Consider the following 16788-nt stretch of genomic DNA (forward strand, 5'->3'; position numbering starts at 1 on the left):
ACGGTGGATGCGGGGACGGGCGGCAGTACGATCAGTAACACGGCGAGCATTACAGCCTCGGATCAGGCCGACACGAATACCACCAATAACAGTGCGATAGTGGTCATAACAGTTGCGGCACCGGTTATCGCAGATGGTGACATTAACGGTGATGGACAGGTAAATGCTGCAGATGTCTTGTTGGCTCAACGCATTATATTTGGACAATACATTCCGACAGCAGTCGAATTTGAGCGCGGTGATGTTGCGCCGCTGATTGGTGGTGTGCCTTCGCCCGACAATACAGTTAATGTTGCTGACTTGCTGCTTATCCAGAGGAAAGCGCTCGGGATAATAGATTTCTGATTGGTGCTAGCGAAAATTTGACGCGCACTAAAAGGAGCTGGGACAATTTTGACGACTGCGTTTAAATGGGTGATATCGCATTGGTGTTCAGGGGTTTCCGGGCCGCCCGGTTGTTCGGGTGCTGTCCACAGGCTTCCTGTACTCGTGGTCTGTGTGGCTTTGGTTGCGTGTGGTGATACATCTCCAGGCGCATTACCCTCAGATGCCCGTCCGCCTTACCCGCAGAGCACCCTGATCAATAGTGTGTCCTTCGATTGGTCCACTCACTTGCGCTTCGCAGATGGCAGTGACAATTGGCCAATCACCTGGGCCGACGACGACAATCAGTATACAAGCTGGGGTGATGGCGGGGGGTTTGGAGGTAGCAACCGCAAAGGTCGTGTCAGCCTCGGTATTGCCCGTATCGAAGGCCCGGCCGATGTCTATCGCGGGTATAACGTATGGGGTGGTGTGGGCGCCGAACGTGAGGCACAGTTTACGGGAAAATCCTACGGCATTATTTCAGTCGATCACACACTCTATCTCTGGAGAAGCGGGGCGGGTTCCAATTCCACGGCCTATGATTTCCAGCGGCTGTATAAATCGACTGACCACGGCAGAACATGGGTTGGCGCGGATTGGCAGTTCACAAGAGAAGACGGTTTTTTTGTCCCGACATTTCTGCAATTTGGCAAGGACAACGCCGGTGCACGCGACGGTTATGTGTATATTTTCGCCCCTAATCTGAAGACGGATAAATGGGCGGTTCACAAGCCAGGCGAAATCGTATTGATCAGGGTTCCGGGGGATCGGCTATTCGACCGCAAGGCCTACGCGTTCTATGCGGGCACAGAGCCCGACGGCACACCTGGCTGGACAGCCCGGGTCGAGCATCGAAAGCCTGTTTTCGTCGATGAGATCAATGGTGTTATGCGCACCAGTGCAATTTACAATCGTGGGCTTGGCAGATACCTGCTGGTTACCGAGCACAGCCATCGCTCCAGGGGGAATATCGGTATATACGAAGCCCCGGAACCCTGGGGGCCCTGGTCAACCGTGCTTTTTCAGACGGGATTTGGCAGCCCTCACGTGCAGGCCAATACCTTCTTCTGGAATTTCTCCAGCAAGTGGACCCGTGCCGGGGGTGAGCATTTTACGCTGTTGTTCACGGGTCGGGACGCCAATGACTCCTGGAATACCGTGGAAGGCCGGTTTAATGTATCGAACCGTGACATCAGCCTGCAGGAGGGACAGAACCCTCCTTGAACCTTGTCACCAGGTGCTCGGACAGTCGTGATGCAAGCGCTGCAATCGTAAGTGTCGGCTGCATTGCGCCACCTGTGACAAATGCCTCTGAACCGCTGATATACAGGTTTGGCGATTCGTGCGCACGCAGATCGGGATCCACGACACTCGTTTTCGGGTCGGTGCCCATCCTGCAGGTTCCTTGCAGATGTCGTGAAAAGGTGATCTGGTCTTCATAGATATTGCCGGCACCTACTTTTGCGTACAAATCCCTTACCAGCTCACGACTGCGTTCTAGCAGGGCAATGTCCTCGTCTGCATAGTCCATGTGTACGCGCGCCAGCGGGTCGCCGAAAGGATCTTTTTTCTTCGTCGAAAGTGTCACGCGGTTGCTGTCCGAGATCTTCATTTCGATGACCACGCCCATGTACAGGGTGGCATGCAACAGGCGTTGCGCAATCGCCAGCATATTGTGTGGAATCTTCGAGATCTTCAGCGGCATGTTGTGGTGCGGCAGAATCCAGGATTGACGGAAAACCGGCATAATGCTGCCCAGGCCCTCTTCCCTGTAGGTGCTGTAGAACTGGTGGGTGCGGGCAATTTTGCTCAGTGGGTAGATTGTTTTCCGCTGGTGCGGAATTTGTGCATAGAAATTCACCGCGGGGTGTTCGTTGAACCCGCGACCGACGCGATCGTAGGTATTTCCGATCCCCTCGGGATGGTGCTCGGATTTCGACATCAGCAGGAGGCGGGGTGCGCCAATCCCTCCCGCAGCAAGGACATAGATGCGTGCACGTACAACTTTCTTTTCTCCCTCGAAGGACTGGACTTCCGCTCCGACGATGTTTTTATCGGCATTTGAAACAAGACGCCTGACGATCGCGCCTGTCACCAGCGTCAGGTTTGGTGACGCCGCAAAGCCGGGAAGGATTTCCTTCTGCACCTTGAAGAAGCGGATTGATTTTTGCGGGATGGCGGTAGGGGAGTCGTCGACTTCCACGCCGATACTGTCGAGTAACTCGGTGAGAAATGAAATATCCTTGGTCTGTGGTAATGGCAGCGGTGTTTTGCGGGGTGGCGAATATTTCGAGCGCTGACTGTTTCCCCGAACGCGCATGATGCGCTCGGCCTTCTCGTAATAGGGGTCCAGGTCGTCATAGGTGATCGGCCAGGGATTCTCGGGCGGCGTGTAGGCATGAGGTTCCATGTCCGAGGGGTGCAAGCGTTCGCAGCGTCCGGTCCAGAAATTGGCTGTCCCGCCCAATAAAGATGCTTTGGTGTGCTTCTCGGGGTAATTGGTGTTACCCGTCGATTCGAAGTCCGCGTACTGTTTGATCTGTGAGTCCGTCAGCCAGTTGAACATGGACGATCCCGCTTCAAGAATCACGGTACGGATACCGTTTTCCACGAGCGTTTTGCCGATTATGGTGCCTGTAGGCCCCGAGCCTATGATGCAGACGTCGAAAGGTTCAGTGGTGTCCAGAGCGTCAATTTTTACAGTGTTGTCAGCCATAATTCGAAAATTTCCATACAGTGATATGATCGTACGCCGAAGCTTGTTTCGTCAGTATTTCTTACGCATCATATCACCTTGGGAATTTGGTGCTACCCTGCCGGGCGGGGCACTCCGCGTCCAAATCGGATATCAACCCATAGCGCTGAAGGCAGGTTGTCGCACAAGATGAAAAGCATAGACGGTACTGTCAGAATCCTGATGAATTCAGCTGCGATGTTCGCCGCCTCGATCCTGGCGAAAGGTGGCGGGCTTATTGTCACCATTCTGGTGGCGCGATACCTGGGAGCCACATCCCTGGGTGTTTATGCCGTTGTTCTGGCAGTTGCACTGCTACTTGAGGTTATGACCCCGGTAGGTCACCAGGAAGTGATCGTTCGCGCAATTGCGCGTGATCGTTCGCAGATGCTCGTCCACTGGGTCAACGCGAGCGCTACCACGTTGCTGGCCTCTGTTTTGTTCAGTGCCGGACTTGTTCTCTATGTGTATGTAACCGGTCCCCGGGCCGACGCAGAGCTTGCGGTGTATGTCGTTGCGGCTACGCTGCCTTTTGCAGGATTAAAATTTATTGCGCAGGCGGTATTGCAGGGTGTGGAGCGTATGCAGTACCAGACTACGGCCACGTTCGTCGGTCTTGTATCCGGACTCCTGCTTCTGTGGCTGCTCCTGGAATCCGGTGCCGGAGTCTGGTCGGCTTTCCTGAGTCGCACTGTGTTCCACGTTGTATCGCTGGTGATTCTGGCCAGGTACATTCTGCGGTGCGCGGACCAGGAGAAGGTGAAGCGCGTGTGGCGGCCAGACTTTTCCCTGTGCCGGTCGACTTTCCTGGTGGCCATACCGTTTGCTCTGCAGAGATTCCTGACCGAGGGCCTGCAACGCCTCAATATCATTATATTACCGTTACTGATTACGCTGGCGGCGGTTGGTCAGTTCAATGCTGCGATGCAGATTACCCAGGCTACCTCGACGATCATCCCCATTATGATGTTAACTTTGTTGCCGGTATTCGCGAGAAGCTACAGCAAGGACAGGGAAAAGTCAGCGCTCATGGCACACAAGGTTCTCAAGATGCTGCTGGTACTGATATTTCCGTTTGCATTCGTTGTTACGGTTTCCGCTGACAAGATAATTCTGCTGTTATTCGGGCCAGGGTATGAAGCATCGGTGCCGGTCCTGCAGATTGTGATCTGGTCACAGGTGTTTTTCGCGGCGGATTCTGTGATGAAGCAGAAAATGATTGCCAGTGATAACGAACGCACAATGGTCTGGTATTCAACGTTTGGCCTGATCGTGAGTGTCGCTTTGACTATAGTGCTTGGCAAGACATGGGGGATGCTTGGTGTAGCCGTGGCCGTCGTCCTTGCGAGTGCATTCCTGTTAACGCTGAATGCAGGATATGTAGGAAGACATATAGCAAGAATCAATCTTGTACAGGCTGCCTGGAAACCTTTTCTTTGCGCGTTGTCTGCCGGCCTGGTCGCCGTTGTACTTATCGACCAGGGGCTGGCAATTGTGCTGCCGGTAACGGCGGGTGCTTATGTGGCCTTTCTGTTGTTATTCAGGGCATTTTCCGATGATGAGTTGTTGCTGTTCAAACAGCTTTTCCTGCATCTTCGGGCGCGCTTATCCTGATTTGCCTCACATCGAAGCCGCATTCAGTGTTTCCGCTGAAGCGCCTGTATGTGCGGAAATATGCGCATACAGTTCATCTGTCGAGTTCCCCTTGATGAACATTCGATACCACGTCTCGCTGTTCAGCAGCAGCCAGAGGCGGTTGCCGTGGTCGACGCGGCCGGTTTCATGTTCACCCAGGAGTTTGTCGATTGCCGGCTGCTGGAGGTACCCGTCGCGCGCCAGTTCCGAGTCACGTAAAAACAGTTTGAAAAGCAGCCGATACTCGTCACGCAACATGTAGGGAAGTGCGGATGAGAAACCCTGTTTGGGTCGGTCGATGACATCGCGTGGCAGGTAACGTTCGGCAAGTTTGTATTGAATGTAGCGCAGAGAGCGGCCGCGCACCTTCATTCGGGCCGGCAGGCGTGCGGCAAATTCGGCAACCACATGGTCCATCAGAGGGGCGCGCGCTTCCAGGGAATTGGCCATGGTCATCCGATCCAGAATCATGACGGGATGATCGGGCAGTCGCACGAAGCTGTCCGCGCAGAGCATGCGGTCAACGATGTCATGTGCATGAGCACCGTCAAACATGTCACGGATAGAGCTCTCGGGGTCGAAAGTATTTCTGACGGTGTCCATGGCCGGTCCATACAGCGAGTCTTTCCACTCCGGCCCGAAATAAAAGTAACTCAGGCTGCGTGCGTAGCGTTCACTGCCACCCATATAGGAAAGTTTGTGGAGCCACTTGACCTGGTGTGATTTGCTCTTGTACCAGCCGCCATCGGGTACAAGTTTCAGTGCAGGCCCGATCAGGTAGTCGCGTATGAAAGCGGGCAACATGGCGTAATAACTGGCGTAGCGGTTGCCATAGTAACGATCGTAGCCACCGAACAGTTCATCGCCACCATCACCGCCAAGTACTACTTTGACGTGCTCGCGCGCCATTTTGGCGATCAGGTAGGTGCAGATTGAAAGCGGGTCAGATGGTTCATCCAGGTGCGAAACCAGGGTGGGCAGTGTATCGAGCAGCGACGGGGTGACAATCTTCTCATGGTGTTTTGTTCCATATTGCTCTGCCACCATACGCGCATAAGGTGATTCGTCGAACTGACTGTAGGGAAGGCCGATTGTGAAGGTCTGGATCGGTTCACTCGCGACATGCTTCATCAGCATGGCAACAACCAGCGTGGAATCAAGACCGCCACTCACGAACGCCCCCACCGGTACGTCACTGACCATATGAAGCCGGATCGACTCGATGATCTTCTCTTCCATCTGGTCGACAAGATCCTCATCACTACCCTGCAGCTTGGGCTCGTAGTGCAGTGTCCAGTATTCCGATATGCTTAACCCGTTGCTGCTGTCGAATGTGAGTCTATGCGCGGGGGGCAGCTTTTTTATATTTCGGAACATGCTGCGCGGCGAGGCAATGATGCGCAAGCTGAGGTATTGATCCAGCGCTTCCGGGTCCAGCTCTGCCAGCGCCGGGTCAAATGCAAGCAGTCCCTTTATTTCCGAGGCAAAAAAGAACTCGTTGCCCCGGTGTACGTAATAGAAGGGCTTCTGTCCCAGTCGATCACGCGCTGCAAACAGACGCTGACGTTTTTCGTCCCATATCGCGAACGCGAACATACCCCGCAACTTGTCTACACAACGCTCGCCCATTTCTTCGTACAAATGAAGAACAACTTCGCTGTCACTTTTTGTCGAGAAGGTATGGCCCTTGCCAATCAATTCCTCGCGTATCTCACGATAGTTGTATATCTCACCATTGCAGACGATCCATATGGACTTGTCTTCGTTGGGAATAGGTTGGTGACCACCTTCCAGATCTATGATCGAGAGTCTGCGCTGGCCGAGAACGGCACCCTGCCCGAAATATGTCCCTTCGTCGTCAGGACCGCGGTATCTGAGCGCATCAAGCATGCGCTTGATGGCGTGCGGTTCATTTTGTTGTGGGCTGACAATACCTGCAATTCCGCACATGGTGGGAGGGCTCCGGGTTGTTGCGATAGATTATACTGACAGATACCACATCAGTCGCGAGTGCGGATCACCCTGGCGGGAACTCCGGCGGCAATAGCATTTTCGGGTATGTCTTTCGTGACCACCGCACCAGCGCCAATAACTGCGCCAGGGCCAATCGTTACGCCATCAAGAATGATCGCGCCGGTGCCTATCCATACACGATCACCAATCCTGATTGGACCTTTCGAGTAAGCGCCCTGGTCCATGATCGCAGCATCTTTGCTCTCCATGTGGTAGGCGCCCGCGCTGATATAGCAGCCGCCGGCACAAAGGACCGCTTCACCCAATTCTACTCCGGCAGTCGATATAATCACGGAGTTGCTGCCAATGGACGTTCGAGGTCCGAAATGTATCGGTCCGGATTTGGCCTGCACCATACAATTTCGGTTGATGATGACGCCGTCATCAAGTACCACGCCGTCATCACCGGCGCCGCGTGCATCAATCAGCGAATTATCATCTATGGTTACTCCGTCCATGAGCTCGATGTGCTTGCCGTGGCGAATCACTACATTGCGTCCAAGAATCAGGCTGCGGCCACAGTGCCGGAACAGGCGGCGGTAGAGTTTTTTCCGTAGCAGGAAACCAAGCCCCCCCGGCATCGGACCAAGAAACATGGTCAGGAACTCGTAAAGTGCGAAGTGTGCAAAACTCGCGTCACTGCCAACGGTGAGGTCCATGTACGTACGGAAGGGCGAAGTCTGTGCCTCAGCCAGCTTGTCGCGGAAAAGATGCCCCTTTTCGATTTCGTTGCTCATTTCAGTTTTCCAGAGTCTTCATGGGTTCACTGCACCTGTTGTTTTTTGATCAGGTCTTCGAAGAGTTGCTCGTATTGTCTGGCGCAATTTTCAATATATAAATCTTCTACCAGCTCAAGGTTCCTGTCGCTGATTTTCTGGCTTGCTTCACGGTCTGAAATCAGCTTGCGACAGCATTCGGTGAATAAAGCAGTATCGTTGAGCGGCACAACATGGCCCGTAACACCGTCTGTCAGGAAGTCGGTTTGGCCACCATAATCGTAACATACGACCGGCAAGCCGGACGCCATCGCTTCGAGGTAAACCAGTCCGAACCCTTCATGCTGGCTGGTCGATACGAAAATATCACTTACCTGCAAGAGACGAAACTTGTCACGTTCATCGGTTTGCCCCATGAAGTGCACCCGATCGGCTACCCCCAGTTCACGGGATTGCTGCTGTAGCGCTTGTTCTTGTGGTCCGCTGCCAATGATCACAAGATGTGCATCCGGTCTGTCGGTGTCTTTGAGAACCGAAATGAGCTGGTCCATGGCCTTGCGGGCAACCAGTCGGCCAACCGTAACCAGGAGAACCTGGTCGTCGGTAAAACCGTAATCCGCACGCCTGGCAGCATCAACGGCGGGGCGCTTTATTCCAAGGGGAATTCGTGCAACGTCAAGTGAAGCGTCATAATAGGTGTGTACATTGTCGATCGTATTGCGGGATTGTCCGACAAGACTGTCAGCTTGCCGTAACAGTCGTTTGATCCATGTGCGCAGCACGAAATGCCGATGGGGGGATATCCACTTGCTGGGGTCGTAGAGGTCACCACCGTGAACGGACAGGACGTGTGGTAACTTTCCGAATCTGGCCAGCGCGGCCCCGACCGGGCCGGTCGGTAATACGAAGTGGGTGTTGATGACATCATACCGGTTAGCCTTGATGAGGCGCTTCCCGGCAGCAATTCCCATCGGAAGAAATGCCAGCATCGATGGTACATTCGCCGCCGCTTGCTGGCTGCGAAAGAAAACCGGGGCGCGGACGACGCGAACACCGTTGACCACAGACTCGGCGGGTAAGCCCAGTCCCTGGGATGTCAAAACGGTCACCTCGTGACGCGTTGCGAGTTCCTCGGCGAGCAGGGCATTGATCACTCCCCCACCTCCGCCCAGCGGGGGGTATTCGTAGTTGCAGAACAGTATGTTCATTTGGGAGAATTTACATGGTTTATGTTGGTATATTTCATTATTTACTATTATGCCAGATGAGGCAATCAGATAACGGCGTGTCTGGATCAATTTGTAGCAAGAATACAGTATAATTGCGCCGGAATAACGAAAGCCGGTAGATTGACGGACAGGATGCAGGCAATCCGGGAAAAACCGGCTGTTAATAACACTGGAGTTGCAACACATGATTTCATCAGAAGAATTAACCGCAAAAATGGAGCCGTTCGATTCGTTTTGGGAAGGGCCTCACGACATCGAAAAGGGATACGGGAGCTTCTACAAGTTCTATAAACACAATTACCTGAAACACATGCCGGAAGACCGGAATGCACGTATTCTGGTTATCAGCTGTGGGCCGGGATATTTTGTCAATATGCTGAACAGGGAAGGCTATACCAATGTGCTGGGAATCGATTCGTTCCAGGAAAAAATCGAGCACGCTACCAGGCATGGCCTGAACTGCGAGACTGCCCGGGCCTTTGAGTTTCTGCAAGAGAATGGCGAGGCCTTCGACGCGATTTTCTGTGAGCAGGAACTCAATCACCTGACCAAGCAGGAGATACTGGATTTTCTGGGTTTATGCTGGAACAGTCTCCGCAAGGGCGGAAGGCTCGTGACACACGGGCTGAATGGGGCTAATCCGATCACTGGTTCTGAAGCCCTGGCGCAGAATTTCGACCACTACAACACGTTTACCGAGTACACGTTCGGTCAGATGCTCGAATACTCGAACTTCCAGGATATCAGGGTATATCCGCTAAGCCTTTATGTCTTCTGGACCAACCCGCTCAATTATGCGCTGATAGCGATGTCGGCCCTTTATACGTTGTTCTTCCGTGTGAGTTTCATCATGTACGGAAAGACCAACAAGCTCTTTACCAAGAAGATCGGGGCGGTCTGTCAGAAAGGGCGCGGTTGAACCCTCCATTATTCAGAGCAGGCCATTTTCCCGGTACCAGTCAGCGGTCCGGGCAACGCCGTGCCGGAAGTCGGTCCTGGGGCTGAAGCCAAGGACCGAGGCGGCTTTCTCCCGGGAAAAGTAAAAGCTCTTGCGGAAGAAATCCAGCCGGCGCCGGTGCAGCGGTGGCTGGATACCCAGTGGCCCCAGGGTCTTTTCGAACACCACGGCAGCTGTCAGAAAGGGCAGCATCGGTGCATGTATACCCGGGACACGCGTTCCCAGGCATTCGGCAACAGTATCGACCATTTCCCGCGTGGTAAGTATTTCCTCGCCGGCAAGCACAAATACCTCCCCGACCGCCTTCGATTCGGTTGCGGCAAGATACATACCGTCAATCAGGTCATCGACGTATATCAGCTGGTGCTTGTTGTCACCTTTCCCGATAACGAAGAATACGTTCTTCTGTATGGCCTTGAAGAGCTTCAGCAGCCGTCGGTCGCCTGGGCCGTATGTTTCCGAGATGCGCACGACGGAAACCGGTAATTTTTCGTTATAGGAAAGCGCGAGTTGTTCACCTTCACGTTTCGTAACACCATAGATATTATTCGGGCGCAGCGGTGTGTTCTCGTCAAGGCTGCCCTCCATCGCAGAACCGTAAACCCCGATGGTACTGCCATGAACGAAGCGTTTGACGCCACCCTGCACGCTGGCGTCGAGCATATTACGGGTGCCTTCCACGTTCACATTGTAAAAGTGCTCGTCCGGGACATTTGCCTCGTGCTGTGCCGCGGCAAGGTGAAACACAATGTCGCAGCCCCGTGCCAGCTCATTAAGCTTGTCCTTTTCGAGTATCGACCCCAGTGTTGTCCTGATACCGTGTTTTTCCAGTAACTGGTGGTTCTCAAGCTCGGCCTGGGTGTTGGTCTGGCCAAGCAGTTCCACCTCGTAGCCTTTCTCTCGACTTGCAATCGCCAGCCTCGATCCGATAAAGCCGGTGCCGCCAGTAATAAATACTTTCATATTGCAGTCCTCAATTTTCTTGTAATTTCTTTCGGTGTTATCAGAAAACCCGCGATTTAAACGGTTGTCATGCTGATTTGTTTTCAGCGGTGTCAGTCACGAACGAAGGGAAGCGCTTATAGACTTCCTGCAACCGGGTTTCCGTCTGGTCGTCCGTCCAGCCCAGTTCACGGGCGGCAAGGCTGGCGCACTCGCGCAAGGTCTCGTCGCCAGGATTGCCAGCGGTGGCGAGATCGGTGCGTCGAAACACTACATCGGCAAGTGTAACGGCCATTTCGTGCTCTATGGCGTTGAGCACTTCGGCCTTGATGACCGTGGTGTCCCCCAGTGTTTGCGCGAGGTCAGGATCCTTTTCCGCATAGGCAAGTACCTGGTCCACGCACGTGCCGTAATTATGTGCCAGTGCGCGCATCACACTAATGTCGATGCCAAGGCGTTGTTTTTCGTAAGACCTTTGTACGAAATCCTCGAAATCGGGAATATCACCACCCATGATCGGTATGGCGGAAGAGTCGGGGCGGGGTTTTTGTGCACCAAGCTTGGCAACAGCGATGTCGATTGCCTTGGCAGAATCCGCGCGTGCAGTGGTGTACCGGATTCCGATCAGTGTGACCAGGCCATCTACATTGTCTGTTTTCCGGTGATCAATCAGATTAGATCGCTTCCCGTAGCTCAGGTTGGTGGCCCCCGGTTCATTGATACCAAATGGTACCAGGCCGGCATTCCACATCCGGACATCCTTCAGCGTCAGATCAAGTGATGGATAGGCCCAGTTGATTTCATCAATGAAGGATTCCAGGTCATCGGCGGTTACGGTGACTTCGTCCGGGCTGCGATCCCAGACTACATGCCAGACCCCGACGAGAGTGAAATTGCGCCATGGTACGAGAAACAAATGACGTGCCGGCCGGCTCAGCACGGCATCCGGGTCGCGCGTGCGACCGAGAACCGCCACTGCTTGTTTCCCCGGCAAACGTTTGTTGATGACAAAGCATGCGTCCCGGGAGTATGTACCTTTAGCTTTCAACGGGACACCCGTTGAATTACCCAGGAAGTGTTCTGCCCAGGGGCCAGCGGTGTTCAGCACAACCTTTGCACGAATGGACAACAGGTCACCTGTCAGAACGTCGCGTGCCTGCACGCCGGTAACGCGGTCGCCGTCACGCATCAAACCCACGGCTTCGAGGTAGTTGAATGCGCTGGCTCCTGATGCGACCGCAGATTGAATAAAGGCCAGCACCAGGCGTGTCGGGTTGTACATTTGTCCATCACTGAACATGGCGCCGCCTGTGAGCCCTTTCTGTTTGAGGTCGGGGAACAGCTCAAGTATTTCCTTGCGACCAAGAAACCGTGTTACGGGAATCTTGCGCTCATTATCACTAATGCCACGATTTCGGCCCAGCGTCAGCAGGTCGTAGAGATACAGACCGGCACCCAGAAACGCCTTGCCGGATGCCCCGTGACCATAGGTTGGTATGACAATGGGGAGCGGTTGTACCAGGTGCGGCGCGATGCGTAGCAACGCACTGCGCTCCTTACACGAATATCTCAGTCGATAAATATCGGCATGCTGCAGGTAGCGAACGCCCCCATGGATCATTTTAAATGAGTTCGCCGATGTTCCGCCGCAGAAATCGCCGCGCTCGATGAGTGCAACGCGCAATCCCCTCAAGGTGGCATCCCATGCCGCGCATGCCCCGAATATACCGCCACCGATGATGACGATGTCGAATTCGGTGTCTTCCAGTTCGTTGAGCTTTCTCTTCATTCCTCACCTGTGTTCATTGAGTTTCCATTTCCTGCGTAATGCGTATTCAGGCTCGCAGGGTGCGACAAAACTGGAGCGCCCCAGAGTGGTGCGGCGCGACCGCACGGCTTCAACCGAGCATGATTCGTGCCAGTGCCGGGGGAGGGTTTTCCTGTATTTCGGGTCGGTATGATACGGGCATTGGGGGCGTCAGTCATCGGGTCAATGCAGGGTGCAGTTGCCGGCTTTCCCGCGTCCGGTCAGCCACGGGTCTTCATCTCCTGGCCTGCCTCGGCATCTCCTGTGGCGTCCGGCCCGGTGGTTGGGAGCAAAAGTTTCCGGGACGGTGGTCGATATACTTCAGGATGTGCGTAACACTATCGTGTATCGATCAATTCAAGACTGTTTATCGCACTGATAATGCATTACAATGCGCTGCGAAAAATGAAGGTTCGTGAGCGTACAGATAACACTTAAACGGATTTCAGCGGTGCCCGGAACCAGGGCGTAACTAGGGTGAGACTATGGTTGTGAAAAATACTGCGGTAAACGTGACTCTGGGTGTACTTTTTTCAGTGATGCACATAGGCAGCATACAGGCTGCCGTGAGTTATGCACCACCCAGTGCCGAGCTGGCCGGTGGCGGCCCTGAGTTCATCGCCGAAGGTCAACTCAATGCCGATGGCAATATCGATCTCGTGTCCGTCAATGCAAACGGAGGAACGATATCGGTCCTGCTAGGTGACGGCACTGGTGGCTTTTCCAGGGTTAACTACACCGTTGGCACCCAGCCCCGGACAGTCTCAATAGGAGATCTGGACGGCGACACAGACAATGATCTGGTCGTTACCAACACCGACACCCCTGGAACCGGAAGTATTACCGTATTTCTTAACGATGGTGCCGGTGCATTTACGGAGGCTACCGGCTCTCCAATTGATATCGAAGCGCTGGCCGGGGCAGGAGCCGAACCGTCTGCCGCGGTCATTGCACAGCTCAATAGCGGCACCGACGCCTTTGCCGACATCGCAATCGCTAACGACGTCACCAATAATGTTCAGATACTGCTCGGCGTGGGCGATGGCACCTTCACCACCGGAGCTACAATTGCAGTGGGGCTCAAACCGATCTCCATTGCGGCGGGCAGCGTTGATACGACTACCGACGCATTGACGGACATCGTCGTGGCAAATCTGGATGGGAATTCAGTCAACGTGCTCCTGGGTGACGGAACCGGAGCATTCACCGATGCCACGGGTTCACCCTTTGCCGCCGGTAACAAGCCATTTTCTGTCCAGATAGGATCTATAGATACCGGGGTGGACAGTTTTCCTGATATTGCACTGGTCAACCACGCAGATCCGGAGCAGACCGTCAGGGTATTCAAGGGGGCCGGTGACGGTACCTTCACCTCCATGTTCACAAGCGGCGCCCTGGGGGGCAGACCGCACTCTGTGGATGTCGCAGATCTCGATGGTGACGCGGATGCCGACCTTCTTGTCGCCAGCGACAGCACGGGTGTATCTCCGAAGTCTGCCGTCTTTGTCTTGTTGGGCGATGGCAGCGGGGCGTTTTCTACCGCGGCCGAGTACCCGGTCAGTGGAGCACCTAATTCGGTTGTCAGCGCTGATCTGGATGGTGTGAATCAGGTCGACCTGGCCGTGGCAAACGGAAATACAAGCCGTGTGGATGTGCTGCTGAGTGTGCCAACCAGCAATGCGCCTGTCGCAAATAGCGGCTTCCTTCAGGTTGCATCAGCGGATGTTCCTACGACGAATGTCCAGAGCGGTACGCTGGTTGGTACCGACGCGGACGGTGCGTTATTGCGCTATGTTGTGGCGAGCCCGGCAACAAACGGAACGGTCACAATTACTGACGAAGCAACGGGCGCTTACACCTATACGCCGACTGCCGGTAATTATGTGCCAGATTCCTTCACCTTCACGGTTAATGATGGCACCGGTGCATCAGCTGCAGCAACAATCCAGATTACGCAAAATGATGCTCCGCCTGTGATCACCTCGGATGGCGGGGGTGCCAGCGCAGCTGTCAGTGTGAATGAGAATCAAACGGCTGTGACGACGGTGGTTGCAACGGATGTCGATGCAGGCCAGACACCGACGTACACCATTACCGGTGGAGTCGATGCGGCTGCGTTCAGCATCAATGGCAGCACTGGCGTACTTACGTTCTCCAGCGCCCCGGACTTCGAAGCACCGTCCGACGTCGGGGCAGACAACGTCTACAATGTTCAGGTGCAGGCAGCAGATGGCAATGGCGGTTTCGACAGCCAGGATATTGCCGTAACGGTAGTAAACATCAATGATGCGCCGACAATTACATCCAATGGGGGCGGTGCCAGCGCGGCGATTGGTGCGGATGAGAACCAGACCGCTGTAACCACAGTAACCGCGACCGACCAGGACTTGCCACCGCAGACACTGAGCTTCAGCATCAGTGGTGGTGCTGATGCTGCTGCATTCAGCATAAACAGCAGTACCGGTGAATTGACCTTTGCATCAGCCCCTGATTTTGAGGCGCCGACGGATTCCGGTACTGATAATGTCTACGATGTGCAGGTCACGGTGACCGATAACGGTACCGGCCCGCAGTCCGACGTGCAGGATATTGCCGTTACGGTTGCAGATGTGAATGAGGCCCCGGTGATCACCAGTGACGGCGGCGGCGCCACGGCGACTGTGGCGGTATTCGAAGGTACGACAGCAGTCACGACTGTGGTGGCGGCCGATGTCGATGCAGGCCAGACGCTGACATACACCATTACCGGTGGTGTCGATGCGGCTGCTTTTACCATCAACGGCAGCAGTGGTGTATTGACCTTTGTATCAGCACCTGACTTTGAAGCACCGGCGGATTCCGGCGCAAACAATGTCTACGACGTACAGGTTACGGTAACCGATAATGGTGCTGGTGCGTTGACTGATGTGCAGGATATTGCCGTAACGGTTGGTGGCGTGAACGATCTACCGGTCATTACCAGCAATGGTGGCGGTGCCAGCGCGACGGTTGGTGCGGATGAAAACCAGACCGCAGTAACCACAGTAACCGCGACCGACCAGGATTTGCCACCGCAGACGCTGAGTTTCAGTATCAGCGGTGGTGCTGATGCTGCCGCATTCAGCATTAACAGCAGTACCGGTGAATTGACCTTTGTATCTGCTCCTGACTTTGAGGCACCGGCGGATTCCGGTGCTGATAATGTCTACGATGTGCAGGTCACGGTAACCGATAACGGTACTGTTCCGCAGTCCGACGTGCAGGATATTGCCGTTACGGTTGCAGATGTGAATGAGGCCCCGGTGATCACCAGTGACGGCGGCGGCGCCACGGCTTCTGTGTCGGTTGTCGAAGGTACGACAGCGGTAACCACCGTGGTGGCGAGTGATGTCGATGCAGGACAGACGTTGACATACAGTATCAGCGGTGGAGCTGATGCGGCTGCTTTCAGCATCAACGGCGGCAGTGGTGTGTTGACCTTTGCGTCAGCACCAGATTTCGACGTGCCAACAGATAGCGGTGCTGACAATGTCTATGATGTACAGGTTACCGCAAGCGATGATGGAGCCGGTACGCTGACTGATGCACAGGACATTGCTGTGACGGTAGAAGCCGACAGCAATGGCGATGGCATCTCTGATGCCGGCGCTACGGCAATCGGGCTGGACCCACAGCTGACTGACACTGATAGTGACGGAACCAGTGACGCTGTCGAAGTTGGCGGCGATCCTGCCAATCCGCTCGACACGGACAGTGATGGCGTCATCGATGCGCTGGAGTTTGCTGCTGCGGATCCCAACACGCTGGAGTTTGTCGTGCCGGCACCAACGGCCTTGACGCTATCACTGCCGGATCTGTCAGGCCAGCAGGTAACGCTGTCAGGCAACGGAGCTTCGATTACGGCGAACAATAACGGCACGACCGGGCTGCCGCTGTACGCAGAGAGCAACCTTGCGGTGGCTGACAACGCGTTCACGTACCCGTTCGGCGTGTATGACTTCAACGTTGCTGCTCCTGGCGGTACCGCAACAGTCACACTCACGCTACCTGCCGGTACCGTGATCCCGGATAATGCCGTAGTACGCAAGCTGAATGTCAGCAATCAGTGGCAGACCCTGGGTGCCACTGCGGCGGTCATCGATCGTGTCGCCAACACCATCACCTTGACACTGACCGACAACGACGCGGTGTTCGACCTCGATAACACAGCGGGTATCATACGCGACCCGGTTGGTGTGGCGGTGCCGGTGCCTTCTGGCGGCGGTGGCGGCGGTGGTTGTAGTCTCAGCGCTGTTCCGGGTCGTACCGGGTTCGATCCGATGCTGCCGCTGCTGACCTTGTTCTCGCTGTGGTATCTGCGCCGCCGTAAGCACATGCGAAACGTGGCGTGATAAACAGATTTGGGCGGC

Annotated in this window: 11 protein-coding genes; 5 read left to right on the plus strand and 6 right to left on the minus strand. The window is 54.7% G+C overall.

The genetic code is table 11. The annotated features are described in order from the left end of the window. Together DFR30_RS14300 and DFR30_RS07170 are read left to right on the plus strand one after the other, a co-directional pair. The coding region (locus tag DFR30_RS14300) for a dockerin type I repeat-containing protein (RefSeq protein WP_207891839.1) at window positions 1–345 on the plus strand (345 nt) is incomplete at its 5' end. A gap of 243 nt (window positions 346–588) precedes the next feature. Further along, window positions 589–1590 carry a DUF4185 domain-containing protein gene (locus DFR30_RS07170; RefSeq protein WP_165869128.1) on the plus strand — a complete coding sequence of 334 codons (1002 nt, stop codon included), beginning with the start codon at window positions 589–591 and terminating at the stop codon, window positions 1588–1590. On the opposite strand, the gene DFR30_RS07175 is transcribed toward DFR30_RS07170, so the two are convergent. Then, a complete protein-coding gene (locus DFR30_RS07175; protein ID WP_132972006.1) occupies window positions 1559–3082 on the minus strand; it encodes a GMC oxidoreductase in 1524 nt (507 codons plus the stop codon). The genes DFR30_RS07170 and DFR30_RS07175 overlap by 32 nt on opposite strands. Window positions 3083–3250: 168 nt before the next feature. Between DFR30_RS07175 and DFR30_RS07180 the strand changes: the two genes are divergently transcribed. Continuing rightward, window positions 3251–4714 (plus strand): oligosaccharide flippase family protein, encoded by a 1464-nt coding sequence (locus tag DFR30_RS07180; RefSeq protein ID WP_132972007.1) that lies wholly within the window; start codon window positions 3251–3253, stop codon window positions 4712–4714. A gap of 6 nt (window positions 4715–4720) precedes the next feature. Here DFR30_RS07180 and asnB read toward each other — a convergent pair whose 3' ends face one another. The 3 genes from asnB to DFR30_RS07195 are packed head-to-tail and all read right to left on the minus strand — an operon-like array spanning window position 4721 to window position 8672. Then, window positions 4721–6685: an asparagine synthase (glutamine-hydrolyzing) gene (gene asnB, locus DFR30_RS07185; protein WP_132972008.1), complete on the minus strand. Its 1965-nt coding sequence runs from the start codon at window positions 6683–6685 to the stop codon at window positions 4721–4723. Window positions 6686–6735: 50 nt separating this feature from the next. After that, the gene (locus DFR30_RS07190) at window positions 6736–7485 is read right to left on the minus strand and encodes an acyltransferase (protein WP_243640696.1); all 750 of its coding nucleotides are present in this window, start codon (window positions 7483–7485) and stop codon (window positions 6736–6738) included. A gap of 26 nt (window positions 7486–7511) precedes the next feature. Then, entirely contained in the window at window positions 7512–8672 is a 1161-nt protein-coding gene (locus tag DFR30_RS07195) for a glycosyltransferase family 4 protein (RefSeq protein ID WP_165869129.1), read from the minus strand. A 205-nt stretch (window positions 8673–8877) separates the two neighbouring features. Here DFR30_RS07195 and DFR30_RS07200 point away from each other — a divergent pair, with 205 nt between their 5' ends. Then, window positions 8878–9612, plus strand: a complete 735-nt coding sequence (locus DFR30_RS07200) for a class I SAM-dependent methyltransferase (protein ID WP_132972010.1) — start codon at window positions 8878–8880, stop codon at window positions 9610–9612. A 12-nt stretch (window positions 9613–9624) separates the two neighbouring features. Here DFR30_RS07200 and DFR30_RS07205 read toward each other — a convergent pair whose 3' ends face one another. Together DFR30_RS07205 and DFR30_RS07210 are read right to left on the minus strand one after the other, a co-directional pair. Next, the gene (locus DFR30_RS07205) at window positions 9625–10614 is read right to left on the minus strand and encodes an NAD-dependent epimerase/dehydratase family protein (RefSeq protein WP_132972011.1); all 990 of its coding nucleotides are present in this window, start codon (window positions 10612–10614) and stop codon (window positions 9625–9627) included. A 67-nt stretch (window positions 10615–10681) separates the two neighbouring features. Beyond that, window positions 10682–12382 (minus strand): glycerol-3-phosphate dehydrogenase/oxidase, encoded by a 1701-nt coding sequence (locus tag DFR30_RS07210; RefSeq protein ID WP_132972012.1) that lies wholly within the window; start codon window positions 12380–12382, stop codon window positions 10682–10684. A gap of 503 nt (window positions 12383–12885) precedes the next feature. Here DFR30_RS07210 and DFR30_RS07215 point away from each other — a divergent pair. Beyond that, window positions 12886–16770 carry an FG-GAP repeat domain-containing protein gene (locus DFR30_RS07215; RefSeq protein WP_132972013.1) on the plus strand — a complete coding sequence of 1295 codons (3885 nt, stop codon included), beginning with the start codon at window positions 12886–12888 and terminating at the stop codon, window positions 16768–16770. Window positions 16771–16788: the final 18 nt, after the last annotated feature.

The organism is Thiogranum longum, assembly GCF_004339085.1.
Taxonomy (GTDB): Bacteria; Pseudomonadota; Gammaproteobacteria; order DSM-19610; family DSM-19610; genus Thiogranum; species Thiogranum longum.

Excerpts from the sequence above, each read along its gene's own strand:
- DFR30_RS07215 (WP_132972013.1), top strand. The coding sequence starts at position 12,886 with ATGGTTGTGAAAAATACTGCGGTAAACGTGACTCTGGGTGTACTTTTT.
- DFR30_RS07200 (WP_132972010.1), top strand. The coding sequence starts at position 8,878 with ATGATTTCATCAGAAGAATTAACCGCAAAAATGGAGCCGTTCGATTCG.
- DFR30_RS07180 (WP_132972007.1), top strand. The coding sequence starts at position 3,251 with ATGAAAAGCATAGACGGTACTGTCAGAATCCTGATGAATTCAGCTGCG.
- DFR30_RS07175 (WP_132972006.1), bottom strand. The coding sequence starts at position 3,082 with ATGGCTGACAACACTGTAAAAATTGACGCTCTGGACACCACTGAACCT.
- DFR30_RS07205 (WP_132972011.1), bottom strand. The coding sequence starts at position 10,614 with ATGAAAGTATTTATTACTGGCGGCACCGGCTTTATCGGATCGAGGCTG.
- DFR30_RS07210 (WP_132972012.1), bottom strand. The coding sequence starts at position 12,382 with ATGAAGAGAAAGCTCAACGAACTGGAAGACACCGAATTCGACATCGTC.
- asnB (WP_132972008.1), bottom strand. The coding sequence starts at position 6,685 with ATGTGCGGAATTGCAGGTATTGTCAGCCCACAACAAAATGAACCGCAC.
- DFR30_RS07190 (WP_243640696.1), bottom strand. The coding sequence starts at position 7,485 with ATGAGCAACGAAATCGAAAAGGGGCATCTTTTCCGCGACAAGCTGGCT.
- DFR30_RS07195 (WP_165869129.1), bottom strand. The coding sequence starts at position 8,672 with ATGAACATACTGTTCTGCAACTACGAATACCCCCCGCTGGGCGGAGGT.